At 60.5% G+C, this 26,278-nt stretch carries 25 protein-coding genes; 10 read left to right on the forward strand and 15 right to left on the reverse strand.

The features are described from left to right. Positions 1-84 precede the first annotated feature (84 nt). The 5 genes from relA to ACRC4F_RS20945 form a co-directional block, all read right to left on the reverse strand. Positions 85-2,328 (reverse strand): GTP diphosphokinase, encoded by a 2,244-nt coding sequence (gene relA / locus ACRC4F_RS20925; protein WP_438661055.1) that lies wholly within the window; start codon positions 2,326-2,328, stop codon positions 85-87. A gap of 75 nt (positions 2,329-2,403) precedes the next feature. Beyond that, on the reverse strand, positions 2,404-3,804 hold the full coding sequence (gene rlmD, locus ACRC4F_RS20930) for a 23S rRNA (uracil(1939)-C(5))-methyltransferase RlmD (protein ID WP_438661056.1): 1,401 nt from the start codon (positions 3,802-3,804) through the stop codon (positions 2,404-2,406). Beyond that, the gene (gene cysM / locus ACRC4F_RS20935; RefSeq protein WP_169374307.1) at positions 3,804-4,706 is read right to left on the reverse strand and encodes a cysteine synthase CysM; all 903 of its coding nucleotides are present in this window, start codon (positions 4,704-4,706) and stop codon (positions 3,804-3,806) included. Before cysM ends, rlmD begins: the two co-directional genes overlap by 1 nt. Positions 4,707-4,923: 217 nt before the next feature. Continuing rightward, positions 4,924-6,348, reverse strand: coding sequence for a histidine kinase sensor domain-containing protein (locus ACRC4F_RS20940; protein ID WP_438661057.1), 1,425 nt, complete (start codon positions 6,346-6,348; stop codon positions 4,924-4,926). Further along, the gene (locus ACRC4F_RS20945) at positions 6,335-7,057 is read right to left on the reverse strand and encodes a response regulator transcription factor (RefSeq protein ID WP_438661058.1); all 723 of its coding nucleotides are present in this window, start codon (positions 7,055-7,057) and stop codon (positions 6,335-6,337) included. Before ACRC4F_RS20945 ends, ACRC4F_RS20940 begins: the two co-directional genes overlap by 14 nt. 214 nt (positions 7,058-7,271) lie before the next feature. Here ACRC4F_RS20945 and ACRC4F_RS20950 point away from each other — a divergent pair, with 214 nt between their 5' ends. Together ACRC4F_RS20950 and ACRC4F_RS20955 are read left to right on the forward strand one after the other, a co-directional pair. Continuing rightward, entirely contained in the window at positions 7,272-10,025 is a 2,754-nt protein-coding gene (locus ACRC4F_RS20950) for a response regulator (RefSeq protein WP_438661059.1), read from the forward strand. A 224-nt stretch (positions 10,026-10,249) separates the two neighbouring features. Continuing rightward, on the forward strand, positions 10,250-11,239 hold the full coding sequence (locus tag ACRC4F_RS20955) for a 2-hydroxyacid dehydrogenase (protein ID WP_438661060.1): 990 nt from the start codon (positions 10,250-10,252) through the stop codon (positions 11,237-11,239). Between the two features lie 5 nt (positions 11,240-11,244). Here ACRC4F_RS20955 and ACRC4F_RS20960 read toward each other — a convergent pair whose 3' ends face one another. Beyond that, positions 11,245-11,658 (reverse strand): hypothetical protein, encoded by a 414-nt coding sequence (locus tag ACRC4F_RS20960; protein WP_438661061.1) that lies wholly within the window; start codon positions 11,656-11,658, stop codon positions 11,245-11,247. A 134-nt stretch (positions 11,659-11,792) separates the two neighbouring features. On the opposite strand from ACRC4F_RS20960, the gene ACRC4F_RS20965 reads away from it, so the two are divergent. Together ACRC4F_RS20965 and ACRC4F_RS20970 are read left to right on the forward strand one after the other, a co-directional pair. Then, positions 11,793-12,227, forward strand: a complete 435-nt coding sequence (locus ACRC4F_RS20965) for a hypothetical protein (protein WP_131060340.1) — start codon at positions 11,793-11,795, stop codon at positions 12,225-12,227. Then, positions 12,227-12,631, forward strand: coding sequence for an META domain-containing protein (locus tag ACRC4F_RS20970; protein ID WP_438661062.1), 405 nt, complete (start codon positions 12,227-12,229; stop codon positions 12,629-12,631). The genes ACRC4F_RS20965 and ACRC4F_RS20970 overlap by 1 nt, the downstream gene beginning before the upstream one ends. Positions 12,632-12,866: 235 nt before the next feature. On the opposite strand, the gene ACRC4F_RS20975 is transcribed toward ACRC4F_RS20970, so the two are convergent. Continuing rightward, complete coding sequence (locus tag ACRC4F_RS20975; protein WP_438661063.1) at positions 12,867-13,334, reverse strand: TlpA disulfide reductase family protein; 468 nt, start codon at positions 13,332-13,334, stop codon at positions 12,867-12,869. Positions 13,335-13,448: 114 nt separating this feature from the next. Between ACRC4F_RS20975 and arsC the strand changes: the two genes are divergently transcribed. Genes arsC through ACRC4F_RS20990 form a run of 3 tightly spaced genes read left to right on the forward strand, consistent with a single transcriptional unit; the run spans position 13,449 to position 14,822 of the window. Then, positions 13,449-13,802 (forward strand): arsenate reductase (glutaredoxin), encoded by a 354-nt coding sequence (gene arsC / locus ACRC4F_RS20980; protein WP_438661064.1) that lies wholly within the window; start codon positions 13,449-13,451, stop codon positions 13,800-13,802. Next, the gene (wrbA, locus tag ACRC4F_RS20985; RefSeq protein WP_438661065.1) at positions 13,799-14,395 is read left to right on the forward strand and encodes an NAD(P)H:quinone oxidoreductase; all 597 of its coding nucleotides are present in this window, start codon (positions 13,799-13,801) and stop codon (positions 14,393-14,395) included. Before arsC ends, wrbA begins: the two co-directional genes overlap by 4 nt. 1 nt (position 14,396) lies before the next feature. Next, the gene (locus ACRC4F_RS20990; RefSeq protein ID WP_438661066.1) at positions 14,397-14,822 is read left to right on the forward strand and encodes a DUF2069 domain-containing protein; all 426 of its coding nucleotides are present in this window, start codon (positions 14,397-14,399) and stop codon (positions 14,820-14,822) included. Between the two features lie 99 nt (positions 14,823-14,921). On the opposite strand, the gene ACRC4F_RS20995 is transcribed toward ACRC4F_RS20990, so the two are convergent. Then, complete coding sequence (locus tag ACRC4F_RS20995) at positions 14,922-15,596, reverse strand: DNA-3-methyladenine glycosylase I (RefSeq protein ID WP_438661067.1); 675 nt, start codon at positions 15,594-15,596, stop codon at positions 14,922-14,924. 131 nt (positions 15,597-15,727) lie between these two features. Further along, positions 15,728-16,552, reverse strand: coding sequence for a tRNA 2-thiocytidine(32) synthetase TtcA (gene ttcA, locus ACRC4F_RS21000; protein WP_438661068.1), 825 nt, complete (start codon positions 16,550-16,552; stop codon positions 15,728-15,730). A gap of 439 nt (positions 16,553-16,991) precedes the next feature. On the opposite strand from ttcA, the gene ACRC4F_RS21005 reads away from it, so the two are divergent. Both ACRC4F_RS21005 and ACRC4F_RS21010 read left to right on the forward strand, forming a co-directional pair. Beyond that, a complete protein-coding gene (locus tag ACRC4F_RS21005; protein WP_438661069.1) occupies positions 16,992-17,594 on the forward strand; it encodes a Yip1 family protein in 603 nt (200 codons plus the stop codon). A gap of 151 nt (positions 17,595-17,745) precedes the next feature. After that, positions 17,746-18,240, forward strand: coding sequence for a SprT family zinc-dependent metalloprotease (locus ACRC4F_RS21010; RefSeq protein WP_438661070.1), 495 nt, complete (start codon positions 17,746-17,748; stop codon positions 18,238-18,240). Between the two features lie 100 nt (positions 18,241-18,340). Here ACRC4F_RS21010 and ACRC4F_RS21015 read toward each other — a convergent pair whose 3' ends face one another. Together ACRC4F_RS21015 and ACRC4F_RS21020 are read right to left on the reverse strand one after the other, a co-directional pair. Beyond that, positions 18,341-19,522: a CaiB/BaiF CoA transferase family protein gene (locus ACRC4F_RS21015; protein WP_438661071.1), complete on the reverse strand. Its 1,182-nt coding sequence runs from the start codon at positions 19,520-19,522 to the stop codon at positions 18,341-18,343. A gap of 145 nt (positions 19,523-19,667) precedes the next feature. After that, positions 19,668-21,002 carry a dicarboxylate/amino acid:cation symporter gene (locus ACRC4F_RS21020; RefSeq protein ID WP_438661072.1) on the reverse strand — a complete coding sequence of 445 codons (1,335 nt, stop codon included), beginning with the start codon at positions 21,000-21,002 and terminating at the stop codon, positions 19,668-19,670. 338 nt (positions 21,003-21,340) lie between these two features. On the opposite strand from ACRC4F_RS21020, the gene ACRC4F_RS21025 reads away from it, so the two are divergent. Beyond that, positions 21,341-22,339 carry an AraC family transcriptional regulator gene (locus tag ACRC4F_RS21025; RefSeq protein WP_438661073.1) on the forward strand — a complete coding sequence of 333 codons (999 nt, stop codon included), beginning with the start codon at positions 21,341-21,343 and terminating at the stop codon, positions 22,337-22,339. 150 nt (positions 22,340-22,489) lie between these two features. Here the strand turns inward: ACRC4F_RS21025 and ACRC4F_RS21030 are convergent, their stop codons facing one another. The 4 genes from ACRC4F_RS21030 to ACRC4F_RS21045 all read right to left on the reverse strand — a co-directional run bounded on the left by ACRC4F_RS21030 (position 22,490) and on the right by ACRC4F_RS21045 (position 26,152). Then, positions 22,490-22,846 carry a DUF6124 family protein gene (locus tag ACRC4F_RS21030; RefSeq protein ID WP_438661074.1) on the reverse strand — a complete coding sequence of 119 codons (357 nt, stop codon included), beginning with the start codon at positions 22,844-22,846 and terminating at the stop codon, positions 22,490-22,492. Positions 22,847-23,359: 513 nt separating this feature from the next. Further along, complete coding sequence (locus tag ACRC4F_RS21035; RefSeq protein WP_438661075.1) at positions 23,360-24,706, reverse strand: ATP-binding protein; 1,347 nt, start codon at positions 24,704-24,706, stop codon at positions 23,360-23,362. Beyond that, a complete protein-coding gene (locus ACRC4F_RS21040) occupies positions 24,703-25,380 on the reverse strand; it encodes a response regulator (protein ID WP_438661076.1) in 678 nt (225 codons plus the stop codon). The genes ACRC4F_RS21035 and ACRC4F_RS21040 overlap by 4 nt, the downstream gene beginning before the upstream one ends. Before the next feature lie 169 nt (positions 25,381-25,549). Next, entirely contained in the window at positions 25,550-26,152 is a 603-nt protein-coding gene (locus ACRC4F_RS21045; RefSeq protein WP_438661077.1) for a hypothetical protein, read from the reverse strand. Between the last annotated feature and the right edge of the window lie 126 nt (positions 26,153-26,278).

Consider the following 26,278-nt stretch of genomic DNA (forward strand, 5'->3'; position numbering starts at 1 on the left):
CTGCCAGCGATGGCATCACCTCGACTCTACTGAAAGATCGAGGTGCCTGCATCGCTGGCAGGCCAGCTCCCACATTGGTCATCATCAAGGCGTACGGTTACGTCGGGTTTCGATGATGTTCGGCAACTGGGAAATCCGCCCCAGTAACCGACCCAGTGCATCCAGCCCCGGAATCTCGATGGTCAGGGACATCAGCGCGGTGTTGTCCTCTTTGTTCGAGCGGGTGTTGACCGCCAGCACGTTGATCCGCTCGTTGAGCAGCACCTGCGAAACGTCACGCAGCAGACCGGACCGGTCGTAGGCGCGGATGATGATGTCCACCGGATAAGTGAGCACCGGCACCGGGCCCCAGCTGACCTGAATGATCCGCTCCGGCTCGCGCCCCGCCAGCTGCAACACCGAGGCGCAGTCCTGACGGTGAATGCTCACGCCGCGGCCCTGGGTGATGTAACCAACGATGGCGTCGCCCGGCAACGGCTGGCAGCAACCGGCCATTTGCGTCATCAGGTTGCCCACACCCTGAATCTGAATGTCACCACGCTTGCCCGGTTTGTAGCCGGTGGCTTTGCGCGGGATCAGTTCCAGCTGCTCGTTGCCGCGTTCCGGCTCGACCAGTTGCTGCGCCAGGTTCACCAGTTGCGCCAGGCGCAAATCGCCTGCACCCAACGCGGCGTACATGTCCTCGGCGGTCTTCATGTTGGCCTTGTCGGCCAGCTTGTCGAAGTCCACCGCTGGCAAGCCAAGGCGACTGAGCTCGCGTTCGAGCAAGGTTTTACCGGCCGCGACGTTCTGATCGCGGGCCTGCAATTTGAACCAGTGAACGATCTTCGCCCGCGCTCGCGAGGTGGTGATGTAACCCAGGTTCGGGTTCAGCCAGTCGCGGCTCGGCGTGCCGTGCTTGCTGGTGATGATCTCGACCTGCTCACCGGTTTGCAGGCTGTAGTTGAGCGGTACGATGCGTCCGTTGATCTTCGCGCCACGGCAGTTGTGACCGATTTCGGTGTGCACGCGGTAGGCGAAGTCCAGGGGTGTCGCGCCCTTCGGCAGGTCGATGGCATGACCGTCCGGGGTAAAGATGTAAACCCGGTCCGGCTCGATATCGACCCGCAGCTGTTCGGCCAGTCCACCGATGTCGCCCAGCTCTTCATGCCACTCGAGGACCTGACGCAGCCAGGAGATTTTCTCTTCGTAGTGATTGGAGCCGGACTTGACGTCGGTGCCCTTGTAACGCCAGTGCGCGCATACGCCCAGCTCGGCTTCTTCGTGCATGGAATGAGTGCGGATCTGCACTTCCAGCACCTTGCCCTCGGGGCCGATCACTGCGGTGTGCAGCGAGCGGTAGCCGTTCTCTTTCGGGTTGGCGATGTAGTCGTCGAATTCTTTGGGGATGTGCCGCCACAAGGTGTGGACGATGCCCAGCGCGGTGTAGCAATCGCGCATTTCCGGCACCAGCACGCGCACGGCGCGCACGTCGTAGATCTGGCTGAACTCCAGACCCTTGCGCTGCATTTTGCGCCAGATCGAATAGATGTGTTTGGCCCGGCCGCTGATGTCGGCATCGACGCCGGTGGCCTGCAATTCGACTTTCAGCTGGTTCATCACATCGGCGATGAAACGCTCGCGATCCAGACGCCGCTCGTGGAGCAACTTGGCGATCTGCTTGTATTGATCGGGCTCGAGGTAACGGAAGGACAAATCCTCCAGTTCCCATTTGATATGACCGATGCCGAGACGGTGAGCGAGCGGCGCGTAAATGTCGAAGACTTCACGGGCAACGCGGTTGCGCTTCTCGTCGTCGGCGGTTTTCACCGCACGGATCGCGCAGGTGCGTTCGGCCAGCTTGATCAGCGCGACGCGCACGTCGTCGACCATGGCCACGAGCATTTTGCGCAGGTTTTCCACCTGGCCCTGGGTGCCCAGCACCAGCGATTGACGGGGGCTCAGGCTGGCGCTGATCGCCGCCATGCGCAACACGCCGTCGATGAGTTTGGCGACCACCGGACCGAAGCGCTGGCTGACCGCCGGCAGTTCGATCTGACCTTCGCGCACGCCACGGTACAAGACCGCCGCGACCAACGAATCCTGATCCAGTTTGAGGTCGGCGAGAATCTCGGCGATCTCAAGGCCCGTGCGGAAACTCGAGGTCCCTTCAGACCATAGATTCTTCGCCGCATTGGCCTGTTGTTCAGCCGCGCGAGCAAACTCGCACGCTTCCTTCAAGGCTTCGCGATCCAGTGCCAGATCGACACTGACCGCATGATCGAGCCAAGCCTCGAGATTGATACTGCCGTCGGTGTTGATCGGCTGGTGTGCTCTCACCTGTACCATCTTGCTTACCTTCCCTACGACGCAGATTCAATGCGTCAAATCGCTGACCTTCATTGCCCGATGGCCCTCACTGGGCTAAGTGCGAGAGCTGCCCGGGCGGCCAGTCGGACCAGACGAGCCGTCCTGGCTCGCTTCAAATAACGCCATGGCCTCGACATGTGCCGTCTGAGGAAACATATCGAGAATCCCGGCACGTTTTAACCGGTAGCCCTGCTTGATCAATTCCGCCGTATCGCGCGCCAGCGTTGCCGGGTTGCACGACACGTACACCAACCGCTTGGCACCCAGGGACGCCAGCTTGCGCACGACCTCGAAGGCACCGTCACGCGGTGGGTCCAAGAGTACCGCACAAAAGCCTTCGCGCGCCCATTCGGCATCGGACAAAGGCTGGGATAAATCGGCCTGAAAAAACGTCGCATTATGAAGATTGTTGCTAGCGGCGTTCGCGGCTGCCCGCTCGACCATCGCCTGCACACCTTCGACCGCCACCACTTCGCGAACCGTTTTGGCCAGCGGCAACGCAAAGTTACCCAACCCACAGAATAGATCGAGAACCCGCTCCTCAGCTGTCGGCTTCAACCAGTCCAGCGCCTGGGCAATCATCGCTTCGTTGACCCCGGCATTGACCTGGATGAAATCCCCCGGTCGATACGCCAGGTTCAAGTCCCACTGCTCCAGGCGATAACCCAGCGACTGATCGGCCTCGACGGGTTGCGGGTCGCCGTCCCCATGCAGCCACAATTGGGCGTCATGGAACGTGCAGAAATCCTTGAGGATCGTCAGGTCAGCGTCCGACAACGGCGCAATGTGCCGCAACAAAACCGCCAACGACGATCCGGCGAACAATTCCACATGCCCGAGGGCCTGAGGTTTGCTCAAGCGTCGCAGCATTTCCGGCAAGCGGGTCATGATCGGCTGCAACGGCTGGACCAGCACCGTGCATTCGTTGATTGCTACGATGTCCTGACTGCCCGCCGCGCGGAAACCGACTTCGAGCTTCTTCGCTTTCATGTCCCAACGCACCGCCACTCGGGCGCGACGACGGTAACCGAATTCCGGACCGCTCAACGGCGCTGCCCACTCTTGGGGTTCGACACCCGCGACCTTGGACAGTTGCTCGGCGAGCATGCGTTGCTTGAGAGCCAGTTGTTCGCTGTGCGGCAAATGTTGCACGCTGCAACCACCGCAACGACCGGCGTGCGGGCACGGTGCCGGGCGACGCAATTCGCTGGCCTGGAACACACGTTCGGTGCGCGCCTCGACCACTTTGCCGTGGGCACCCAACACGCGCGCCTCGACTTCTTCACCGGCCAATGCGCCGATGACGAACCAGGTGCGACCTTCGAAAAACGCGATACCGCGACCGTCATTGGCCAGGCGCTCGATGCTCAAGCGCTGCTTTTTGCCGGTCGGAATTTGCGGTGCCTTGCTGCCACCGGTGGGTTGGAAGCGCAGGCCTCTCTCTTGCTTGGCCATCAGTTGGGCGCGTCGAAAATGCCGGTCGACAAGTAACGGTCGCCACGGTCGCAGATGATCGCGACGATCACTGCGTTTTCAACTTCTTTGGACAGGCGCAGCATCGCTGCCACGGCACCGCCCGAGGACACGCCGCAGAAGATGCCTTCTTCGCGGGCCAGACGACGAGTCACGTCTTCGGCTTCGCTTTGCGCCATGTCGACGATGCGGTCCACGCGGTCGGCCTGATAGATCTTCGGAAGGTATTCCTGCGGCCAGCGACGGATGCCCGGAATCGCCGAGCCTTCCATCGGTTGCAGGCCGATGATCTGCACGTTGTCGTTCTGCTCTTTCAAGTAGCGCGAGACGCCCATGATGGTGCCGGTGGTGCCCATCGAACTGACGAAATGAGTGATGGTGCCCTCGGTCTGGCGCCAGATTTCCGGGCCGGTGGTGGTGTAGTGCGCCTCGGGATTGTCCCCGTTGGCGAACTGATCCAGCACCTTGCCACGGCCTTCAGCTTCCATTCGCTGGGCGAGGTCGCGCGCGCCTTCCATGCCTTCTTCCTGGGTGACCAGAATCAGCTCGGCGCCATAGGCCGTCATCGCGGCTTTGCGTTCGGCGCTGGAGTTGTCCGGCATGATCAGGATCATCTTGTAACCCTTGATCGCGGCAGCCATCGCCAGCGCAATACCGGTGTTACCCGAGGTCGCTTCGATCAGCGTATCGCCGGCGTGGATCTGCCCGCGCAATTCAGCGCGGGTGATCATCGACAGCGCCGGCCGGTCCTTGACCGAACCCGCCGGGTTATTCCCTTCGAGCTTGAGCAAAAGGGTATTGCTGGTGGCGCCAGGCAGGCGCTGCAAACGGACCAGCGGAGTGTTGCCGACGCAATCGGCGATGGTTGGGTACTGCAAGGTCATGGCGTATTCGCAATCCAGACTGCGGGGGCGCCTATCATACCGGCAAACCCGCGCAGGCCATATCACGCAAAGTGCGGTGCTTATGGCTTATGGGAATAAGCAACGATGATCAGGGTGCGGCCAAGGAATTGTCGCACCGGTGGTGCGACATTTACTTGATGGTGACCCGACAGGCCTCATCGCGAGCAGGCTCGCTCCCACAGGGGTGCGGGATTGCTTACACAATTTGTGGTCGACACACATCCACTGTGGGAGCGAGCCTGCTCGCGATGGCGTCATAGCTGACGCTATCCATCTCAGCCACTAACCGCATATTCAGCCGCAACCCCGCTTCGGTATTCTCAGCCCAAAGACTCCCGCCCTGACGTTTCACCGCATTCCTGGCAATGCTCAATCCCAACCCGAAACCGCCATCCCCCGGGCGCGAACCATCGAGCCGAATGAACGGACAGAAGATCCGCTCAAGATCCGCCTCAGCCACCCCGCCGCCCTCATCCTCCAGCCACAAATGCCAGAAGTCGCCGTCACGCTGACCACCGAGCCGCACGATGCCGCCGCTCGGTGAATGACGAATGGCATTGCGCAGAATGTTTTCCAGCGCCTGTGCCAAGGTGTTGAGATTGCCCCGCACCCAGCACGAAGAATCCACCACGCACTGCAACTGGCTCGCCGGCCAGCCGCTTTCATAGCAGGCGTTTTCGGTGAGCATTTCCCACAGTGCCTGGACCTGAATCGCTTCGTCGGGTAAAGGCGCGCGTTCGGTGTCGAGCCAGGCCAATTGCAGCGTATCTTCTACCAGCCGCTGCATGCCATCGACTTCCCGGCCAATGCGCTCGCGCAACTGCGCCAGCCCTTGCTCACTTTCGCTGGCAACCCGCAGACGACTCAGCGGCGTACGCAGTTCATGGGACAGGTCGCGCAGCAATTGCTGTTGCAGGGCCACGGTGCTTTGCAGGCGCTCGGCCATGTGGTCGAAAGCCCGGCCCAGTTCACCGAGTTCATCCGTGCGATTGGTGGTGCTGCTCGACACGCGCACGCTCAGCTGGTCGGCGCGCCAGGCATTGGCTTGTTCGCGCAGGCTGTTCAATGGCACAACCAGCAGCCGATACAGACCGACGCACAGCAGCAGCGTGAACAATCCCGGGATGATGCCGTTGGTGATCACGCGCCAGAACACCCGATATTGTCCGGGCATGAAGCGCTGGGGCAGTTCGATGACCAGGCTGCCGGCGTAGGAATCACCGGGGAACGGCACGCGCAGCCACGGCAGGCGTTTCTTGTGAATAGGCCAATCCAGGCCGCGCAGAAAAGTCAGGTGTTCGATTTCCTTGTCCGTCAGCGGCAGGCTGCTCAACGACTGCAAATCACCGCCAATGACGCCAACCCAGCCTGTCTCGCGCTGTTTCATACCTTGCAGCCAGGCATCAACCCCCTCGCTCTGCCCCTGACGCCACGCCTGTTCGGCCTCGGCGGCATACCCCGTCAGCGTGCCTCGGGCCTGATCCGAGAGGAACTGGTTTCGTTCCTCCATGTAGCGGCCCCAGGACCAGCTCAACCAGATCATCAGCAGACAGAACGCTACCAACAGACAGGCCAGTTTCCAGAACAGCGAGTGCCGGCCTGGCAGGTCAGACCATTTCATCGGCCGCACTCAATACGTAACCCTTGCCCCAGACCGTACGCACTTCCCGCTCGGTGTAGCCGATGCTTTTGAGTTTGCGGCGGATCTGGCTGATGTGCATGTCGAGGCTGCGGTCATGGGCGGCGTAACCGCGTTGCAGCACATGCTGATAAAGGAAGGCTTTGCTCAGCACTTCGTCGCCATTGCGATTCAGTGTTTCCAGCAATCGATACTCACTGCGGGTCAGGCCGGCGGCGTGTTCGCTGTAGAAAACCTCGCAGAGTTCGTCATCGAAACGCAGGCTGTCGACCGGGGACGCGACCGCTGCCGGCTCCGGCCGACGGTCGAGCGCCACCCGGCGCAGGATCGCCTCGATGCGCACCCGCAATTCGGCGATGCTGAAGGGTTTGGGCAGGTAATCATCGGCCCCCAGGCGAAAACCGCTGATGCGATCGGCCTCGGCGCCCAGCGCTGACATCAATACCACCGGGGTCGAATGGCTCTGGCGCAATTGCGTCAGCACGTTCAACCCGTTCAGTCCCGGCAGCAAAATATCCATCAACACCACGTCGAAGGACTGCTGACGGGCAATGTCCAGGCCTTCCTGCCCGTTCTGGCACCAGGTCACCTGAAAACCGCAACGGCCTAAATGCTCGTGCACATAAGCACCGAGGACCAGGTCGTCTTCGATGGACAGGATGCGGGGATGGCCAACAGAGATGGGAGTCATGAGTATCTGCAAATAATTCTCAGTTGGCGATTATTCAAGATTGCCTGCCGATGGGCAACCCAAGGTTTGCCCATGGCGCAAAAGCGCTGGTCCGGCCGACGAATGACGACATCAATTTTACGAAGATTGCCTGCCTGCAAATCGCTACACTGGCCCGGTGGCGCGTGCCGGACGTACGCGCAGGTCAATCAATAGCTGGATGCAGGAGAGATGCGTGCTCAAGAAACTGGGAATTAAAGGCCGCGTGCTGTTGCTGACCCTGTTGCCGACCACTCTGATGGCGCTGGTTCTGGGCGGCTATTTCACCTGGACGCAGCAATCCGACCTACAAACCCAATTGATGCAGCGCGGTGAGATGATCGCCGAACAGCTCGCACCCTTGGTGGCCCCGGCCATGGGCCACAAAGACAATGAGCTGCTGGAGCGCATCGCCACCCAGTCGCTGGAAACAGCGGACGTACGCGCGGTAACCTTCCTTGCTCCCGACCGCACGCCCGTGGCCCACGCCGGCCCGACCATGCTCAACCCGGCTCCGATGGGCAGTGGCTCCCAGATGCTGCGCCGCAGTGGCAACGATGCGACGCGTTATCTGCTGCCGGTATTCGGCAAGCACCGCAACCTCGCGGGCGATTTGATCCCGGATGAAGCCGAGCGCCTGCTGGGCTGGGTCGAGCTCGAACTGTCCCACAACGGCATGCTGCTGCGCGGTTACCGCAGCCTGTTCGCCAGCCTGCTGCTGATCGGCGCGGGCCTGGCCGGCGCGGCGTTGCTCGCCTTGCGCATGGGCCGGACCATCAACCGGCCGATCAGCCAGATCAAACTGGCGGTGGCGCAACTCAAGGACGGGCATCTGGAAACCCGCCTGCCGCCCCTTGGCAGTCAGGAACTGGATGAGCTCGCGTCCGGCATCAACCGCATGGCCGGCACGTTGCAGAACGCTCAGGAAGAATTGCAGAACAGCGTCGACCAGGCCACCGAAGACGTGCGCCAGAACCTGGAAACCATCGAAATCCAGAACATCGAACTGGACCTGGCGCGCAAGGAAGCCCTGGAAGCGAGCCGGATCAAATCCGAATTCCTGGCCAACATGAGCCATGAAATCCGCACGCCGCTCAACGGCATCCTCGGCTTCACGCACCTGCTGCAAAAAAGCGAGCTGACCCCGCGCCAGCTCGACTACCTGGGCACCATCGAAAAGTCTGCCGACAGCCTGCTGGGAATCATCAACGAGATCCTCGATTTTTCGAAAATCGAGGCCGGCAAACTGGTGCTCGACAATATTCCGTTCAATCTGCGCGACCTGTTGCAGGACACGCTGACCATCCTCGCCCCGGCCGCCCACGCCAAACAGCTTGAATTGGTGAGCCTGGTGTATCGCGACACGCCGTTGTCGCTGGTGGGCGATCCGCTGCGACTCAAGCAGATCCTCACGAACCTGGTGAGCAACGCGATCAAGTTCACCCGCGAAGGCACGATCGTTGCCCGGGCCATGCTTGAAGAAGAACACGAAGACAGCGTGCAACTGCGCATCAGCATTCAGGACACCGGCATCGGCCTGTCGAACCAGGACGTGCGCGCTCTGTTCCAGGCGTTCAGCCAGGCCGACAATTCGCTGTCCCGTCAGCCCGGTGGCACCGGTTTGGGGCTGGTGATTTCCAAGCGCCTGATCGAACAGATGGGCGGCGAAATCGGCGTCGACAGCACGCCGGGCGAAGGTTCGGAGTTCTGGATCAGCCTGAGCCTGCCCAAGACCCGCGACGACGCTGAAGACCTTCCCGCCCCACCGCTGCTCGGGCGCCGCGTGGCGGTGCTGGAAAACCATGAACTGGCGCGTCAGGCCTTGCAGCATCAACTGGAAGATTGCGGCCTGGTCGTGACACCGTTCAATACCCTGGAAAGCCTGGCCAATGGCGTGACCGGGGCGCACCAGACCGATCAGGCGATCGATCTGGCGGTGCTCGGCATCACCAGCAACGACATGCCGCCGGAGCGCCTCAACCAGCACATCTGGGACCTCGAGCACTTGGGCTGCAAAGTGTTGGTGCTGTGCCCGACCACCGAACAGACGCTGTTCCACCTCTCGGTGCCCAACCCGCACAGTCAGCTTCAGGCCAAACCGGCCTGCACCCGCAAGTTGCGTCGGGCATTGTCCGATCTGGTCAACCCGCGCCAGCAGCGCAGCGAACCCGGCGAACCGGTTTCCAGCCGCGCACCAAAAGTGCTGTGTGTCGACGATAACCCGGCCAACCTGCTGCTGGTGCAAACCCTGCTCGAAGACATGGGCGCCAAGGTACTCGCAGTGGAAAGCGGTTACGCGGCGGTCAAAGCGGTACAGAGCGAAACCTTTGACCTGGTGTTGATGGACGTGCAAATGCCCGGCATGGACGGGCGTCAAAGCACCGAGGCGATTCGTCAGTGGGAAAGCGAGCGGCATTGCACGCCGCTGCCGATCGTCGCCCTCACCGCCCACGCCATGGCCAACGAAAAACGCGCGCTGCTGCAAAGCGGCATGGACGACTACCTGACCAAACCGATCAGCGAACGGCAACTGGCCCAGGTGGTGTTGAAGTGGACCGGCCTGGCGTTGCGCAATCACGGGCCGGAGCGCTCCAGCGACAGCCATGCCGGCGCTCATGAATTGCAGGTGCTCGACCACGACGAAGGCTTGCGCCTGGCCGCCGGCAAGGCCGATCTGGCAGCGGACATGCTGGCGATGTTGCTGGCCTCGCTGGAAGCCGACCGCGAGGCGATTCGCCTGGCCCGGGAAACCAATGACCATAACGCCCTGATCGAGCGCGTCCACCGGCTGCACGGCGCAACCCGCTATTGCGGCGTCCCGCAACTGCGCGCCGCCTGCCAGCGCAGCGAAACCCTGCTCAAGCAACAAGACCCGAAAGCCCCCGGCGCGCTGGAAGAACTCGACCGGGCGATCAATCGCCTGGCCGCCCATGCCCGAATAAACGCTTGATGCAGCGCAATGGTGCCCAAAGCATAACCGCTAAACTCACCGGGCTCTGTAGCAGCTGGCGAAGCCCAGTGGGAGCGAGCCTGCTCGCGATTGCGGTGGGTCAGGCAACACAAATGTCGACTGACACTCTGTCATCGTCGGAACGCCGCCCGGAGCAGGCTCGCTCCCACAGGGCTTCGCCAGCTGCTACATAAGAGCGTGACCGGTTTATCCAGGAGGACCGTATGCGCACGATTCTTTTCAGCAGCCAGACCTACGACCGCGACAGTTTTCTCGGCGCCAAGCTGCCCGCCGGTATCGAGTTGCACTTTCAACCGGCGCGGCTGAGCCTTGATACGGTGGCGTTGGCGGAGTATCACGAAGTGGTCTGTGCGTTCATCAATGATGACTTGAGCGCCCCGGTGCTGGAACGTCTGGCTGCGGGTGGCACACGCTTGATTGCCTTGCGTTCGGCCGGCTACAACCATGTCGATCTGGCGGTGGCGAAGTTGTTGGGGCTTTCGGTTGTGCGGGTCCCGGCCTACTCGCCGCACGCGGTGGCCGAACACGCGGTGGCGTTGATCCTGGCGCTCAACCGTCGTCTGCACCGCGCCTACAACCGCACCCGCGAAGGGGATTTCAGCCTGCACGGCCTGACCGGTTTCGACCTGGTGGGCAAGACCGTCGGCGTGGTTGGCACCGGGCAGATCGGCGCGACCTTCGCGAAAATCATGAACGGTTTCGGCTGCCGGTTGCTGGCTTATGACCCCTACCCCAACCCGCAAGTCGAAGCCCTCGGCGCTCGCTATCTGAGCCTGCCGGAGCTGCTTGCCGAGTCGCAGATCATCAGCCTGCACTGCCCGCTCAACGAGCAGAGCAAACACCTGATCAACCGCGAATCACTGGCACACATGCAGCCCGGCGCGATGCTGATCAACACCGGGCGTGGCGGTCTGGTGGACACGCCGGCACTGATCGACGCGTTGAAGGACGGCCAGTTGGGTTATCTGGGGCTGGATGTCTATGAAGAGGAAGCGCAGCTGTTCTTCGAGGACCGCTCCGACCTGCCGCTGCAGGACGATGTGCTGGCGCGGTTGCTGACCTTTCCGAACGTGATCATCACCGCGCACCAGGCTTTCCTGACGCGCGAAGCCCTGGACGCGATTGCCACGACGACCCTGCAGAACATCGCTGCCTGGGCCGCCGACACGCCGCAGAATCGGGTCGAGGGCTGAGCCGATCAGGCTTTGGACAAGACGATCATCAGGCCCAGCCAGCCGAAACCCAGCAAGCGTTGCCCAAGCGTATGCCCGCGACGCAGCAGGAACCAGACAAAAAACGGCGGCAGAAAGAAAATCATCAGCTTCAGCCACAGCTCCACCGGACGCACGCCGTTGGAGGCGGGCATCGGCGAGGACAACGGCGCCGCCGTCTCGGCCGTGACTTCGGTTTTACGTTTACGTCCAAACGCGGCCGGGGTCACCCGGGCCACTTTTTCATCGGCCGGTAAACGCCCGAAAGAAAGGGGTGCCTGCGCAGGCGCTGCCGTCGACGTAGACGCTTGCACCGTTCTTGTCGGTGCACCGCAATGAATGCAAGCAGGCGCCGTGGAGCTGATGCTTTGCTTGCACTCATAACATTCGATTAACGCCATGTCCGTTCCCTAGAAATGCAAAAGCGGCAGTGTGCCATGAGTCGGTCGGTAATTTGAACCAGATCGAAGGTCATCTGCCCGCGCCATGCTGCGTGCAGGCCCGTGATAGCATACCGCGCATATTTGGAGGACCCATGGTCGAACACGATTTCCGCTACAACCTGATGAACCCGCAACACACCCTCACCGAATGCCGCGCCCTCGTGCCGGGGCGTTATCAAGTCACCGGCAACGGCGGCTCGATTCGTAACAATGACGTGCTGGTCGTGACCCTCAAGGGTGCCAAGGACTTGTCCATGCGCCTGACCGTGGAAACGGTTCGCCACTTGATCAACCCGCCCGGCCAATGGGTCGCGGTGGCCAGTGGTCCGGTGTTCGGCGAATTGGCGATCCACACCTGGAAAGTCAACTGCGACAGCTGCGCCAAAGAGCTGAGCTTCGAATTCGCGGTCGACGCCAAGCTGGGCAACAAGGCTGAAAAGCCTGCCGCCACCGCGCGCATTGCCGAACTGGGCTGGACCACCGTTGGCGAGAAGCACCTGTGCCCGAAATGCCAGGAGCCCGCGTGATGAAACGCCTCGCCCTGACCGCCCTGGTCGGTGCCAGCCTGCTGGGCTGCGCCGCCGAGCCGGTGAAATTGCAACAAAACCGCAGCTACATTCTTGAATGGATCGGCGAGCGTCCGTTGATGGACTACAGCCACCTGACCATCACCCTCGGTGAGGACGGTCGGGCCTACGGCAACGGCGGCTGCAATCATTGGTTCGCGCCGTACACGCTGGAAGGCGACAAGCTGAGCTTCGGCAAGATCGGCAGCACCCGCAAAATGTGCGCGCCGGCCGTGATGGAGCAGGAAAAGCGCTTCATGCAGGCCTTGGAAAACGTGCAGCGCTGGGATGTGTCGCCGATCGAGCAGATGCGCTTCTGGCCGGCGCAAGGCAAGCCGTTGCGTTGGTGGCTGGAAGAGGGTTGATTGGCTGTTGGAAGTATTTCTTCAGTTAGATCCACCCCTCACCCCAACCCTCTCCCCATAGGGGAGAGGGGGAAGGGAGCCGATCGGGGGCTTTTCAGAACTCAAGTTCAACTCGATATTTCAGGTCGATGTGGCTCTAAGAACAACTCGGTTAGTCCCCTCTACCCTCTGGGTAGAGGGTTAGGGTGAGGGGTGGATCTAAAATCCACCACATAACTCAAGAAAACTCGCCCCTTCAGTTCTTCGCCTGCAACGCCTTAAGCTTCTCCATCACCCCCGCCGCAGTCTGCTCGCCCATCAACTGTTCCCGAACTTTGCCCTTGTTATCGATGATGTAGGTCACCGGCAACGCCTCGCTGCGCGGCAACTCGAAAAGATCCGCCGGGTCCGACGCCAGCACGGTGAACTTGATCCCCAGTTTCTCACTGGCGCTTTTCAGCTCTTCCCCCTGCACATTGTCGAAATTGACCCCGAACACACCTATCTTCTTGTCCTTCAACTGATCGGCCAGCACATTCAACTCTGGAATCTCGGTCCGGCACGGGCCACACCATTCGGCCCAGTAGTTGAGCACCACCCATTGTTTGTCCAGACGTTCGGCGGCGACTTTGTGGCCGTTCTGGTCGATGCCATAGTCGTTGCCGCAGCCCCCCAGCATCAACGCACCCATGATCGCCAATGCCGCTGCCAGTCGTCTTGTCATGTCGTAATCCTTGTTCAAAATTGAATGCGCCTGCGACCCATCGCCTCCCGAGGTTCTGGATTACGCGCTGCACAGTTAGAATAGCCGCCACCTTACGCAAGATGCGACCCGCACATGACCGATCTGACGCTTTATCACAATCCGCGCTGCTCGAAATCCCGCGGTGCGCTCGAACTGCTGGAAGCCCGTGGCCTGACGCCGACCGTGGTCCGCTACCTGGAAACCCCGCTGGATGCCACGCAAATCCAGAGCCTGCTGATAAAGCTCGGCATCAGCGCCCGGCAACTGCTGCGCACCGGCGAGGACGAGTACAAAAACCTCAACCTGGCCGACAGCAGCCTAAGCGAGGCGCAATTGATCGCCGCCATCGCCGCCAATCCGAAACTCATGGAGCGTCCGATTCTCGAAGTCGGCGACAAAGCCATCATCGGCCGTCCGCCGGAGAATGTGCTGGAGTTGCTGCCGTGAGTACACCGTACATTCTGGTTCTGTATTACAGCCGCAGCGGCTCGACCAACGAGATGGCCCGGCAGATTGCCCGTGGCGTCGAGCAGGCCGGGATGGAAGCGCGTCTGCGCACGGTTCCGCCGATTTCCACGGAATGCGAAGCCGTGTCGCCGGACATTCCCGACGAAGGCGCGCTGTACGCCAGCCTCGACGACCTGAAGAACTGCGCAGGCCTGGCGATGGGTAGCCCGACCCGCTTCGGAAACATGGCCGCGCCGCTCAAATACTTCCTCGACGGCACCAGCAATCTTTGGCTGACGGGCGCCTTGGTGGGCAAACCGGCCGGCGTGTTCACCTCCACCGCGAGCCTGCACGGCGGTCAGGAAACCACCCTGCTGTCGATGATGTTGCCGTTGTTGCACCACGGCATGCTGATCACCGGCCTGCCCTACAGCGAATCGGCGCTGCTGGAAACCCGTGGCGGCGGCACGCCGTATGGCGCAAGTCATCACGCCGGGGCGGATGGTAAACAGGGTTTGAATGAACACGAAGTCGCGCTGTGCCGGGCCTTGGGCCTGCGTCTGGCGAAGACTGCGCAAAAGCTGGGGAACTGACGTGGCGAAAAAGCCGAAGATTCTGCCTTCCATCGAGTGGCTCGAACCGCGAGTCCGGGCAATGCGCGTGATCAGCCTTTTGTGCTTTTTCGGGCTGGTGGGGCTGCTGTGCGCCTATTACCTGGTGTTTGCCGACCTGCATGGTGCGCGGCCATGGGTGATTTTGCTGATCGAACTGGTGCCGCTGCTGTTACTGGCGCCGGGGATGATCATCGGCAGCGCGCGCGGGCATTCGTGGATGTGTTTTGTGGTGAACCTGTATTTCATCAAGGGCGCACTGGCCGCGTATGACCCGAACCGGCAGCTGTTTGGCTTGCTGGAGATGGGCGCGAGCCTGGCGGTGTTTTGCTCGGCGCTGTTGTATGTGCGGTGGCGGTTTCAGTTGAATCGCAAATTGGCTGGCGAGGGCGAGATCTCCGCCGCCTGACAGATTGCAATCGCTAGCAGGCTAGCTCCCACAGGGGTTTTGTGAACGACACAGATCCAATGTGGGAGCCAGCCTGCTGGCGATTGCCGCAACTCGGTCTTAATGGTTGACGGTATAGGCCAGCATCATCGAAATCTGGCTCATCGCCCGCCCGCCACTCTGTTCATGCCACTGGTTGAACACATCCTGCACCAACGCCAGGTCGCGCAAACTGGTCGGCACCTTGTCGACGATCTTCTGCGCGTTCAGCCCTGCGACCACGTCGTAGCTCGGCACGAACGTGTCCTTGCCGACCATGCGCAGGAAGCGCGGTGCCGACAACCCGCCCAATTGATGGCCGCGCTTTTTCAGGAAGGTCCACAGCCCGACGATATCGGTGACCGGCCAATCGGCAATCAATTCGCCAAAGCTGCCCTTCTCATGCGCCACATCCAGCACGAACTGCGCATTGCGCGGCACGCTCTTGAGCTTGCCCAAGTGGCGGATGATCCGCGCGTCCTGCATCAGGCGCTCAAGGTGTTCGGCGCTCATCAGCACGACCTTTTCCGGGTCGAACTTGAAAAACACTTCTTCGAACGACGGCCACTTGGCGTCCACCAGGCTGTGCTTGAGCCCGGCGCGAAACACCCGCAGCGCCATGGTCGAGAGGTAGCGGTCATCGCTGATCTTGCGCAATTGCGCCGGGGTCTTGGGAACGGGCAGATGGGCTTCCAGTTCAGCTGCCGAGCCGAAGCGGTTCAGACAGTATTCGTGCAGCCACTTGTAATCGCGCATGCCCTCTCCTGATGAATAAGTGAATAGACCCCTGTGGGAGCCAGCCTGCTGGCGATGGCGGTAGGTCAGTCGACAATGATGTGTCTGACCCACCGCCATCGCCAGCAGGCGGGCTCCCACAGAGATTGTGTTTAGAGGTTGACGACGTTGACGAACCGCGAAGCCGCCGTTTCATCGATCTTGAGGCTGGTGAAGTCGAACAGATTACGGTCCGCCAGTTGCGACGGTTGCACGTTCTGCAAGCTGCGGAAAATGCTTTCAGTGCGGCCAGGAGTTTTACGCTCCCACTCTTGCAGCATGTCCTTGACCACCTGACGTTGCAGGTTTTCCTGGGAACCGCAGAGGTTGCACGGAATGATCGGAAATTGCTTGAAGTCCGAGTAGGCCTGGATGTCTTTTTCGTTGCAGTAAGCCAGCGGGCGGATCACCACGTTACGGCCATCGTCGGCGCGCAGTTTTGGCGGCATGGCCTTGAGCGAACCGTTGAAGAACATGTTGAGGAAGAACGTCTCGACGATGTCGTCGCGGTGATGACCGAGGGCCATTTTGGTCGCGCCGATTTCGTCGGCAAAGGTGTAGAGCGTGCCGCGACGCAGGCGCGAGCACAGGGAGCAGGTGGTCTTGCCTTCCGGAATCAGCTCCTTGACCACCGAGTAAGTGTCTTTCTCGACGATGTGATACTCGATGCCCAGCTCTTTGAGGTAGGCCGGCAGCACGTGCTCAGGGAAGCCCGGCTGTTTCTGATCCATGTTCACGGCCACGATCTCGAACTTGATCGGAGCGACCTTCTGCAAGTGCAAGAGCACATCGAGCATGGTGTAACTGTCCTTGCCACCGGACAGGCAAACCATGACCTTGTCGCCGTCTTCAATCATGTTGAAATCGGCAACGGCCTCACCGGCCTGACGGCGAAGGCGCTTTTGCAGTTTGTTCTGGTTGACCGTGAGAGTGCCCATGACGCGAAATCCGTGAGGTGTGACGAAAGGCCGGCATTTTACGCAAAAACTCATCGTCGGCGAAGTACCTGGCGACGGTACTTTATCTGAGCTGAGCATACCCCCGTGGCGAGGGAGCTTGCTCCCGCTGGGTCGCGCAGCGGCCCCGGAATCGTCTGTCCCATTGTGTCAGGCAAGCCCCGCCAGCTGTTTTTTGCGACTGCTGCGCAGCCGAGCGGGAGCAAGCTCCCTCGCCACAATGCTTGCGCAAGACCCTGCAGCGATTAGCAGCCGTGTTTACAGCGCGATTTGCTCTAACGCCCTACAACCCGTGCGGGTAAGACCTTTCTATACTGCGACATAAGGTCGCACACATATCCAGACCTTTTACTTACTTGGCCACTTTGGCCTGTAGGCGCTCCACTGGGGGGCGACGGTAAAAACAAGAGGAGTGACTGGCATGATCCATCACGTAGTGGGGCTCTTCACCCACCCCGACCAGGAATGGAAAGAAATTCGTGGCGACCAAGAGGAAAGCATCAGCCACATGTACCTGACTCACACGCTGATTCTGGCGGCGATCCCCGCTGTGTCGGCGTTTATCGGCACCACTCAGGTCGGCTGGGTCATTGGCAATCGGCCACCGGTGATGTTGACCCAGGAAAGCGCGCTATGGATGACGATCATGTCGTACCTGGCGATGCTCGGCGGTGTTGCGGTCATGGGCGCATTCATCCACTGGATGGCCCGTACCTATGACGCCAATCCAAGTCTGGCCCGCTGCGTTGCATTTGCGACCTATACCGCGACCCCGCTGTTCATCGGCGGTCTGGCGGCGCTGTACCCACACATGTGGCTGGGGATGATCGTCGGGACGGCGGCCATCTGCTACACGGTGTATTTACTGTATGTGGGGCTACCCACTTTCATGAACATTCCATCAGACGAGGGCTTCCTGTTTTCCAGTTCGGTACTTGCCGTAGGCCTTGTGGTGCTGGTCGCCATCATGGCGTTTACAGTGATTGTCTGGGGACTCGGCGTGGGGCCGGTCTATACGAATTAGCAACACTCTCCACCCAAAACAAGATCTGCCAACACAGGCCGCCGCAAGGCGGCCTTCTAATGTGTGAGGGGGTAACGACCATTCGGCGCCTCGGCGATTCGCAAGGCCCCGGCGTTGCGGCATACTCGACGTCTCTGGAGATCCATCAAGCATGCCCGAGCAACTCAATACCCGCGTCGAAGACTGTTACCAGTTGGCCGAATCCTTTTTCAAACGAACCTTCAAACGCCCTGTCGTGAGCCTAAAGCTGCGCGGGCAAAAAGCCGGTGTCGCGCATTTGCACGAGAACCTGCTGCGCTTCAACCCGCAGCTGTACCGGGAAAACTCTGAAGATTTCCTCAAGCAGACCGTGGCCCATGAAGTGGCGCACCTGATCGCCCATCAGCTGTTTGGCGACCGCATTCAGCCGCACGGCGAAGAGTGGCAATTGATCATGCGTGGCGTGTACGAACTCCCGCCCAATCGCTGCCACACCTACGACGTCAAACGCCGCAGCGTGACCCGCTACATCTACAAATGCCCCTGCGTCGACAGCGATTTTCCGTTTTCGGCGCAGCGCCATGGCCTGGTGCGCCAGGGACGGCGGTATTTGTGCCGGCGGTGCCGGAGCACGTTGGTGTTTAGTGGGGAGATGCGGGTCGAGTAGTGGGATTTGTGGTGTTTGGGCCGGCCTCATCGCCAGCAGGCTGGCTCCCACAGGATCCATTGTGGGAGCCAGCCTGCTGGCGATGGCGGCCTGACAGGCACTAGAGAATCACCTTGGCACGGCGCAACTCTTCAATCTGCTCAGCATCAAACCCCAACTCCCCCAACACCTGATCCGTATGCTGCCCCAACGCCGCGCCGGTTCGCCGTGGCGCCGGCAACCCCTCGGAAAACTTCAACGGACAGGCCATTTGCGCCTGCGTGGAACCATCCCCTCGCGGCACCTGCGCCACTAGCTCCCGCGCCTGAAACTGCGGATGCTGCACCGCTTCGCTCAAGCTCAACACTGGCTCGACACAGGCATCAACCCCGGCAAACAACTCGCACAGCTGCGTAAAGTCATGCTTCTCGAATTCGGCTTTCAACTCATCCTTGAGCGCCTGTTGCTCGGCGGGTTTGGGCGACAGGCCCTTGGCCGCCAGTTCGGGGCGCCCCAGCGCCGTACACAGTTGCTGCATGAATGCCGGCTCCAGACTGCCCACCGATAACCAGCGCCCGTCTCGTGACCGGTAATAGTCGTAGAAGCTGCCGCCATTGAGCATCTGATCTTCCCTGCCCGGCTCCACGCCACAGGCCAGATACCCGGCACCAGCCATCGCGTTGAGGCTGAAGACACAGTCGGTCATGCTCACATCAAGGTATTGCCCCACCCCGCTTTGCTGCCGGGCGATCACCGCCGCCAGCAAGCCGATCACCCCGTGCAGCGATCCGCCGGCGACATCCGCCACCTGCATGCCCAACGGCAGCGGCCCACTCTCGCTGCGGCCGGTGTAGCTCGCCAGCCCCGCCAGCGCCAGGTAGTTGATGTCGTGGCCGGCGCGGTCCTTGTAGGGGCCGGTCTGGCCATAACCGGTAATCGACACGTAGATCAGCCGTGGATTGATCGCCTTCAAGGCTTCATAACCCAGGCCCAGACGCTCCATCACACCGGGGCGGAACTGCTCCAGCACGATGTCGTGGTCCGCCAGCAACTGCTTGATCACCTCCAGCGCCTCAGGCTGCTTGAGGTCCAGCGCCAGGCTGCGCTTGTTGCGATTGAGATAAGCGTGGCTGGCCGACACCCCGTGATCGTGCGGCGGCAACACCCGCAGCAAATCCATGCGGGTCGGCGATTCGATGCGCAAGACTTCCGCGCCCATGTCCGCCAGCAACAACGAGGCAAACGGCCCCGGCAGCAGCGTCGAGAAATCCAGAACCTTGAGTGATGCCAGTGGACCGGGCATGAGCAACCTCCGTGAACGATGTCTCCAGCCTAGGCAGGCGAAGCCATTGCAGCAATCACCTGAAGTGTCAGCAGCTGTGACCGTTACGCTCAAATTTCCGGCAAGAAAAAACCCGCCGAAGCGGGTTTTTCATGACAGCGAGTCTTTACTTGACGTTGCTTGGGGTTGGGCCTTCGGCCACGCCCAGGTCGTCTTCTTCACGCTCGTCGGAGATACCGCGACCGCCGGAAGCCAGTTCGACTTGCAGCTTGTCTTCGTCCAGCTCTTTCACCCACTTGGCCACGACCAGGGTCGCAACAGCGTTACCAACGAGGTTGGTCAGCGCACGGGCTTCAGACATGAAGCGGTCGATACCAAGGATCAGCGCCAGGCCGGCAACCGGCAGGTGACCCACGGCAGACAGGGTAGCGGCCAGCACGATGAAACCACTGCCGGTTACGCCCGCTGCACCTTTGGAGGACAACAACAGCACCAGCAACAGGGTGATCTGGTGAGTGATGTCCATGTGGGTGTCGGTCGCCTGAGCGATGAACACTGCAGCCATGGTCAGGTAGATCGAAGTACCGTCGAGGTTGAACGAGTAACCCGTCGGGATAACCAGACCGACAACGGATTTCTGCGCGCCCAGGCGTTCCATCTTGATCAGCATGCGAGGCAGAGCGGATTCCGAAGAGGAAGTACCCAGCACGATCAGCAGTTCTTCACGGATGTAACGGATCAGCTTCAAGACGCTGAAGCCGTGGACGCGGCAGATGGCGCCCAGGACAACCACCACGAACAGGATGCAGGTGATGTAGAAGCAGATCATCAACTGACCCAGTTGCACCAGCGAGCCTACGCCATAAGCACCAATGGTGAAGGCCATGGCACCGAAGGCACCGACTGGGGCGAGCTTCATGATCATGTTGATGATGTTGAACATCACGTGAGCAAAACGATCAATGAAGTCCAGCACCGGCTTGCCGTACGCACCCAGGCGATGCAGGGCAAAACCGAAGATCACCGAGAACATCAGCACTTGCAGGATATCGCCATTGGCGAACGCGCCGACGATGGTGTTCGGGATCACATTGAGGATAAAGGCCACGATGCTCTGGTCTTTACCGGCCGAAATGAAACCAGCGATTTTGCTGGTGTCCAGCGTCGTCACATCGATGTGCATGCCGGCGCCCGGTTGCACGACGTTGACCACGACCAGACCGATCAGCAAGGCAATAGTGGAAACGATTTCGAAGTAGAGCAGCGCATAACCGCCGGTCTTGCCGACCGACTTCATGTTCTGCATGCCGGCGATACCACTGACGACCGTACAGAAAATGATCGGCGCGATGACCATTTTGATCAGTTTGATGAACCCGTCACCCAGCGGCTTGAGGGCCACACCGGTCTGCGGATAGAAGTGGCCGAGCAGGATGCCGATGGCAATTGCAACGATCACCTGGAAATACAGGGATTTATACAGTGGCTGACGAGTCGTCATTGCAAGTTCCTCAAGAGTGGCCGGTGACAACATCCATCTGTTGCCCAGGACACTTCAATTGCGAACCCTCCTGCACTGGAGGGATTTGTTTTGTCGAGCTGCGCAACGGCAGGCATCTGCTCGTTGTATCGCAAGGCTCGTGCCACCTTCGTCAAAATGCCTGCAAGCCTTTTGACATCAAGGGTTACGGGTTTTTCTGGGTCACTGTTCGGTGACATTGGTGTGGCGGATTTCCGCCCATCTTCCAGACCTCGTCCTACAATTTGGCGGATATCCGCCTGTTCAACCTTCAGGCCGACAGCTACCATCCGTCGTTCAATGGGTCGGACCTGCCTGCCATGCGTGAACGCACCATCGCCAGTCATTTCGCCCGTGCCGTCCTCGGTGGCGCGCGCCGGTTGGGTTATGACTATTCAGAGTTGTTGCAGCAATTGGGGATCAGCCCCGAGTTGCTGGAGGAGCCGCGTGCACGGATTGCGCCGGAACAGTTCACGCGATTGATCCAGGGATTGTGGCTGGCCCTCGACGATGAGTACCTCGGTTTCGGGCCGACCCCCAGTAAAACCGGCACCTTCGCGATGATGTGCCACGCCGTGATCCACTGCCGCAACCTCGATAAGGCGCTGCATCGCGGGCTATTGTTTTATAGCCTGTTCCCCGACGGTCCGCGCCTGACCCTGACCCGCGAAGACGAAATGATTCGCCTGAGCCTCGATGATTCGAGATTCCAGGACCCGGACCATTTCCTCACGGAATGCCAGTTGATGGTGTGGCATCGCCTCGGCAGCTGGATGATCGGCCAACGCATTCGGCTGGAGCAGGCAACGTTCAGTTATCCAAGACCGGAACACGGCGCCGAATACGACTTGCTGTTCCCCTGCCCCATGGAATTTTCCGCGGCGCAGAGCAGCCTGCTGTTTCACAGCCGCTACCTGCACATGCCGTTGTTGCAGGACGAACGCACCCTCAAGCATTTCCTCCAACACTCCCCCGCCGACCTGCTGTCGCGTCCGGATGATGGCGACAGTTTGAGCAGTCAATTACGCCGTTTGCTCAGCCGCGACAGTGCGCGCTGGCCGGACCTGGAAGCCGTAGCCGCGCACCTGCACATCAGCCCGCAGACCTTGCGTCGGCATTTGCGTGAGGAAGGGTCGAGTTTTCAGGAGTTGAAGGATCAGCTGCGGCGGGACATTGCGATTTATCACCTGGGACGGGCGGATCTGTCGTTACAGCAGATTGCCGAGCAACTGGGGTTTTCAGAGCCTTCGGCGTTTCATCGGGCGTTCAAGAAGTGGACGGGGTTGACGCCTGGGGCCTATCGCGCGCAGGAGAATTGATTTTTTGGGTTGTATTGGCTGGCCCAATCGCGAGCAGGCTCGCTCCCACATTTGATCGGTGTGAACGCAAATTATGTATTCACTGAAGATCTCCTGTGGGAGCGAGCCTGCTCGCGATTGAACGATGACGCGATCTACCTGACTGAACGCCTACGGCGGATCAAGCCTGTCCAGCATCCGGTTCACCGCCAGCTCCCCCAGCATCACCACCTGCTGAATCCCCAGCACGGTACTGCGATGCGGCCCCTCCATCAACCCCGCGAAATTACTCAGCATCACACTCGCTGATGCCATGGATTCACAGGCATTGACCAGCAGAGTTTCGTCATCGGTATCAGGGGCGACGAAGTAAATCGTGCTGGGTTTGCGTGGCGTGTCTTTGGGAATGACCGGTTTGAGGTAGTAATCGAGGGCGCGGTCGGTGGCTTCGTTGAGTTTTTTGGAGTCAGTGGAATCGTACGGCGAAACGTCGTCGGTTTCGGGTGGGTTGGGCGTAATTTTGAACATGTGAAGCTCCGTGGTTGGTTGAGCCGCCACGACCTATCGCTAAACAAGTAAAGGTGGCGGCTGTACGCAGGTTAGCGATCCGGGTCATAGAAACCCCGGTAGACTCGAAGGTCTCCCACGCACAGCCACCATTACGCGTATTGCAGGCACTGAAAACTGCAATCGAACTTGGGCGCTTTTGCGTCTGTGATGGGATCGGATCGCTAAACCCGATCGCTGATTCGTCAGCGACCCGCAAACGATAGAACCCACCCCCCAGACGCACAAGCCGGCGGATTCTGGCGTAGACGTAGGCAGCGGCGCAAGGATGTGTAGCCTGAGTGAGTGTCTGGAGATGTGTTTTAAACACCGCTGTTTATTGCTGAGCGTCTGCGGGATTTGTGTTGTATGGGCGGGCCCCATCGCGAGCAGGCTCGCTCCCACATTTGGATCTGCGTCGCTCGCATAATCTGGCTACACAGGAGATCCCCTGTGGGAGCGAGCCTGCTCGCGATGAGGCCCGCAAGATCACCATCAAACCACCGGAAAATGAATCCGGAACGCCGCCCCGCCCATCGGCGAATCCCCGAGCGTCAGCTTCGCGCTGTAGCTCTCGATAATGTCTTTCACCACCGCGAGACCAATCCCCTGCCCCGGGTGCTGTCGATCCAGCCGTTCGCCTCTTTGCAGAATCCGCGCGCGCTGGTCCGGCGGCACGCCCGGCCCGTCGTCTTCTACGCACAACTCAATGCCGCTCAGGGTTTCGCGCACGCTGATGCGCACTTCGCTCAGGCACAGGCGATAGGCGTTTTCCAGCAGGTTGCCCATCATTTCCAGCAGCGCGCCTTGCTCGATCGGCACATAACACTGATCCGGCAGGTCGAAAGCGACGCGCACGCGTTTGTCGCGGTAGACCTTGTCCAGGGTGTCGCACAGGCTTTGCAGCACCGGTTGCAGGCGCACTTGATGGCGCACCAGACCGCTTTTACGCAGACTGGCGCGTTGCAGTTGATAGCCGATCTGCTGGCTCATGCGTTCGATCTGGGTTTGCAGCACCCACGCCTGATCGCGGTCTTCCGGGCGTTGGGCCATGTCTTCGCTGACACCTTGCAACACAGCCAGCGGGGTTTTCAGGCTGTGGGCCAGGTCGTCGAGGGAGTCGCGGTAGCGGCTGCGCTGTTCGCGTTCGCTGTGCAGCAAGCGGTTGAGCGAGCCGGTCAGGCGCAGCAGTTCGCGCGGGTGTTGTTCGCTGAGGCTTTCGCGGGCGCCGCTTTCGATTTCGTCGAGTTCCTGACTGAGCCGGCGCAAGGCCTGCAAACCCCAGGTCAGGCCAATCCACAGCAATGCCAGCAGCACCAGCAACGCGGCGCCGAAACCGAGGTAGAGGTTTTCGCGCAGGCCTTCGAGGGTGACTTCGTACTCGCGCACCGGTTGCAGGGCGACGATGCTGAACGCCGCACTTTTGCCGCCGAGCAGTTTGACTTCGACGTCGTAGACAAAGAATTCCTGACCATCGGCCTCGCGAATTCGCGCGAATTCGTTGCCCCGTCCGTCGTATCGCGGTTTGTAGTTGATCTTCTCTTCGCGCGTGGCCTTCGAGCGCCACACCAAATGACCTTCGCGGTCATAGATGTAACCGACCAGGCGGCTGTCGGTCAGATTGAAGCGCTCATCAGGCAACTGCGCCGGCATCTGCAGGGTGTTGTTTTCCACCCGCGCAGCGGAGATCAGCGTGGTGACGTCCGACGCCAGGCGTTGCTCGATGGAATCCTGCAACGCCAGGCTGAATGCGCCCTGCATCGCTGGCAGCAACGCCAGCATGAACAGCACCGCCAGCGTGGCGGCGGCGAGCATCAACCGGACCCGAAGAGAACGAATCAAGTGCAGCGCTCATTGAACAAGTAGCCGAGCCCACGCACGGTGTCGATCGGCTTGAAACCGGACGGGCCTTCGAGTTTGCGGCGCAGACGGCCGACCAGCACTTCGATGACGTTTGGATCGCGCTCGTCGTCGTCGGGGTAGAGCTGTTCCATCAAGCGGTCCTTGGCCACCACTTGCTGGTGATGCCGCATCAGGTACTCGAGGATTCGGTACTCGTAGGCGGTCAGCGCCAACGGTTGTTCATCGAGGGACGCCTGTTTGCGATTGAGGTCCAGCAGCAACGGCCCGGCGACGATGGTCGACTGGGTGAACCCGCTGGAGCGGCGCAACAAGGCATTCAGGCGTGCGTCGAGTTCTTCGAACTGGAACGGCTTGACCACGTAATCGTCGGCACCGGCGGCGAGGCCTTCGACCTTGTCCTGCCAGTTGCCGCGCGCGGTGAGGATCAGGATCGGAAAGGTCTTGCCGCGCGAGCGCAGTTGGCGGATCAGGTCGAGCCCGCTCATGCCCGGCAGGCCGAGGTCGATCACCGCCAGGTCATGGTTGAATTGCTCGGTCTGGTACAGCGCCTCTTCGGCGTTGGCCACGGATTCGACCACGTGGCCGCTGTCCGTCAGGCGGGTTTGCAGGTGATGGCGCAACAGCGCTTCATCTTCGACGACCAGCAGTTTCATAACGCTCTCCCAGGCAAATCGTTATCTCCAGCAGCACAGTTCTCAGTCACACCGCAGAACCCTGTAGGGCGAGCCTGCTCGCGATAGCGGTGTGTCAGTCGACATCAATGTCGAATGTGCTGGCCGCATCGCCGGCAAGCCGGTCTCGCTCCTACAGGGGTTGCGCCTATCAGAAAGCGTAGTTCGCCGACAGGTACGTCTGGGCGCTGCTGGTCAGGTTCAGCGAACCCTGTTTGCTGCCACCGCGCTCGCTCATCTCGGTGCTGGCGTTGCTGCGCAGGTAACGGTAACCCATCTCGACCGAGGTGTTTTGCGACACTTGCTGCAACACGCCAACCTGGCCGCCGACGGCGTAACCGATGTCGCTGTCGCGGCTGAAACCCGGGGACTCCTGGGTCATTTTGGTCAGGCCGGCCGTGGCACCACCGAACAATTGGGTGCTGCCGCCCACCGGGTAGAACAGATCGTAGCTGCCCAGGAGGTTTTCCTGACGCAGTTTAATGCCATTGTGCGAGCCCGACACGTTGTCGTACGTGGCGTAGTAGCGGCCCTGGCTGTTTTGCTGACCCAGACGCACACCCCAGGTGGTGTCCTTGCCGATCACACCGTCGGCGTTCGGGCTGTTGAGGTTGTCGTTCAAGGCGTGGGACTTTTTGACCTTGTTGCTGGTCTGTCCAAGAGTAAGGCTGGCGAAATTGTCGTCGGAGGCAAAAGCGGCGGTGCTCGCGCCCAGGACGGTGAAAGCCAGAAGCAGTTTCTTGAAACTAGTCATTGGGGAATTTCCTCATGCGCTATTTGCTTTTTGGGTACGGGGCAAGGTTACGCACCCCGCCCTGAACTCCCCCTGAACGCACTCTGAACCTGAGCTGAACCAACGCCACCCAGCTGTTTTAATGAC

Source organism: Pseudomonas sp. (assembly GCF_051660785.1).
In the GTDB taxonomy this organism is placed as follows: Bacteria; Pseudomonadota; Gammaproteobacteria; order Pseudomonadales; family Pseudomonadaceae; genus Aquipseudomonas.

Coding starts and splice junctions, on each gene's coding strand:
- relA (WP_438661055.1), bottom strand. CDS start 2,328: ATGGTACAGGTGAGAGCACACCAGCCGATCAACACCGACGGCAGTATC.
- rlmD (WP_438661056.1), bottom strand. CDS start 3,804: ATGGCCAAGCAAGAGAGAGGCCTGCGCTTCCAACCCACCGGTGGCAGC.
- cysM (WP_169374307.1), bottom strand. CDS start 4,706: ATGACCTTGCAGTACCCAACCATCGCCGATTGCGTCGGCAACACTCCG.
- ACRC4F_RS20940 (WP_438661057.1), bottom strand. CDS start 6,348: ATGAAATGGTCTGACCTGCCAGGCCGGCACTCGCTGTTCTGGAAACTG.
- ACRC4F_RS20945 (WP_438661058.1), bottom strand. CDS start 7,057: ATGACTCCCATCTCTGTTGGCCATCCCCGCATCCTGTCCATCGAAGAC.
- ACRC4F_RS20955 (WP_438661060.1), top strand. CDS start 10,250: ATGCGCACGATTCTTTTCAGCAGCCAGACCTACGACCGCGACAGTTTT.
- ACRC4F_RS20960 (WP_438661061.1), bottom strand. CDS start 11,658: ATGGCGTTAATCGAATGTTATGAGTGCAAGCAAAGCATCAGCTCCACG.
- ACRC4F_RS20965 (WP_131060340.1), top strand. CDS start 11,793: ATGGTCGAACACGATTTCCGCTACAACCTGATGAACCCGCAACACACC.
- ACRC4F_RS20970 (WP_438661062.1), top strand. CDS start 12,227: ATGAAACGCCTCGCCCTGACCGCCCTGGTCGGTGCCAGCCTGCTGGGC.
- ACRC4F_RS20975 (WP_438661063.1), bottom strand. CDS start 13,334: ATGACAAGACGACTGGCAGCGGCATTGGCGATCATGGGTGCGTTGATG.
- arsC (WP_438661064.1), top strand. CDS start 13,449: ATGACCGATCTGACGCTTTATCACAATCCGCGCTGCTCGAAATCCCGC.
- ACRC4F_RS20995 (WP_438661067.1), bottom strand. CDS start 15,596: ATGCGCGATTACAAGTGGCTGCACGAATACTGTCTGAACCGCTTCGGC.
- ttcA (WP_438661068.1), bottom strand. CDS start 16,552: ATGGGCACTCTCACGGTCAACCAGAACAAACTGCAAAAGCGCCTTCGC.
- ACRC4F_RS21005 (WP_438661069.1), top strand. CDS start 16,992: ATGATCCATCACGTAGTGGGGCTCTTCACCCACCCCGACCAGGAATGG.
- ACRC4F_RS21010 (WP_438661070.1), top strand. CDS start 17,746: ATGCCCGAGCAACTCAATACCCGCGTCGAAGACTGTTACCAGTTGGCC.
- ACRC4F_RS21015 (WP_438661071.1), bottom strand. CDS start 19,522: ATGCCCGGTCCACTGGCATCACTCAAGGTTCTGGATTTCTCGACGCTG.
- ACRC4F_RS21020 (WP_438661072.1), bottom strand. CDS start 21,002: ATGACGACTCGTCAGCCACTGTATAAATCCCTGTATTTCCAGGTGATC.
- ACRC4F_RS21025 (WP_438661073.1), top strand. CDS start 21,341: ATGCGTGAACGCACCATCGCCAGTCATTTCGCCCGTGCCGTCCTCGGT.
- ACRC4F_RS21030 (WP_438661074.1), bottom strand. CDS start 22,846: ATGTTCAAAATTACGCCCAACCCACCCGAAACCGACGACGTTTCGCCG.
- ACRC4F_RS21040 (WP_438661076.1), bottom strand. CDS start 25,380: ATGAAACTGCTGGTCGTCGAAGATGAAGCGCTGTTGCGCCATCACCTG.
- ACRC4F_RS21045 (WP_438661077.1), bottom strand. CDS start 26,152: ATGACTAGTTTCAAGAAACTGCTTCTGGCTTTCACCGTCCTGGGCGCG.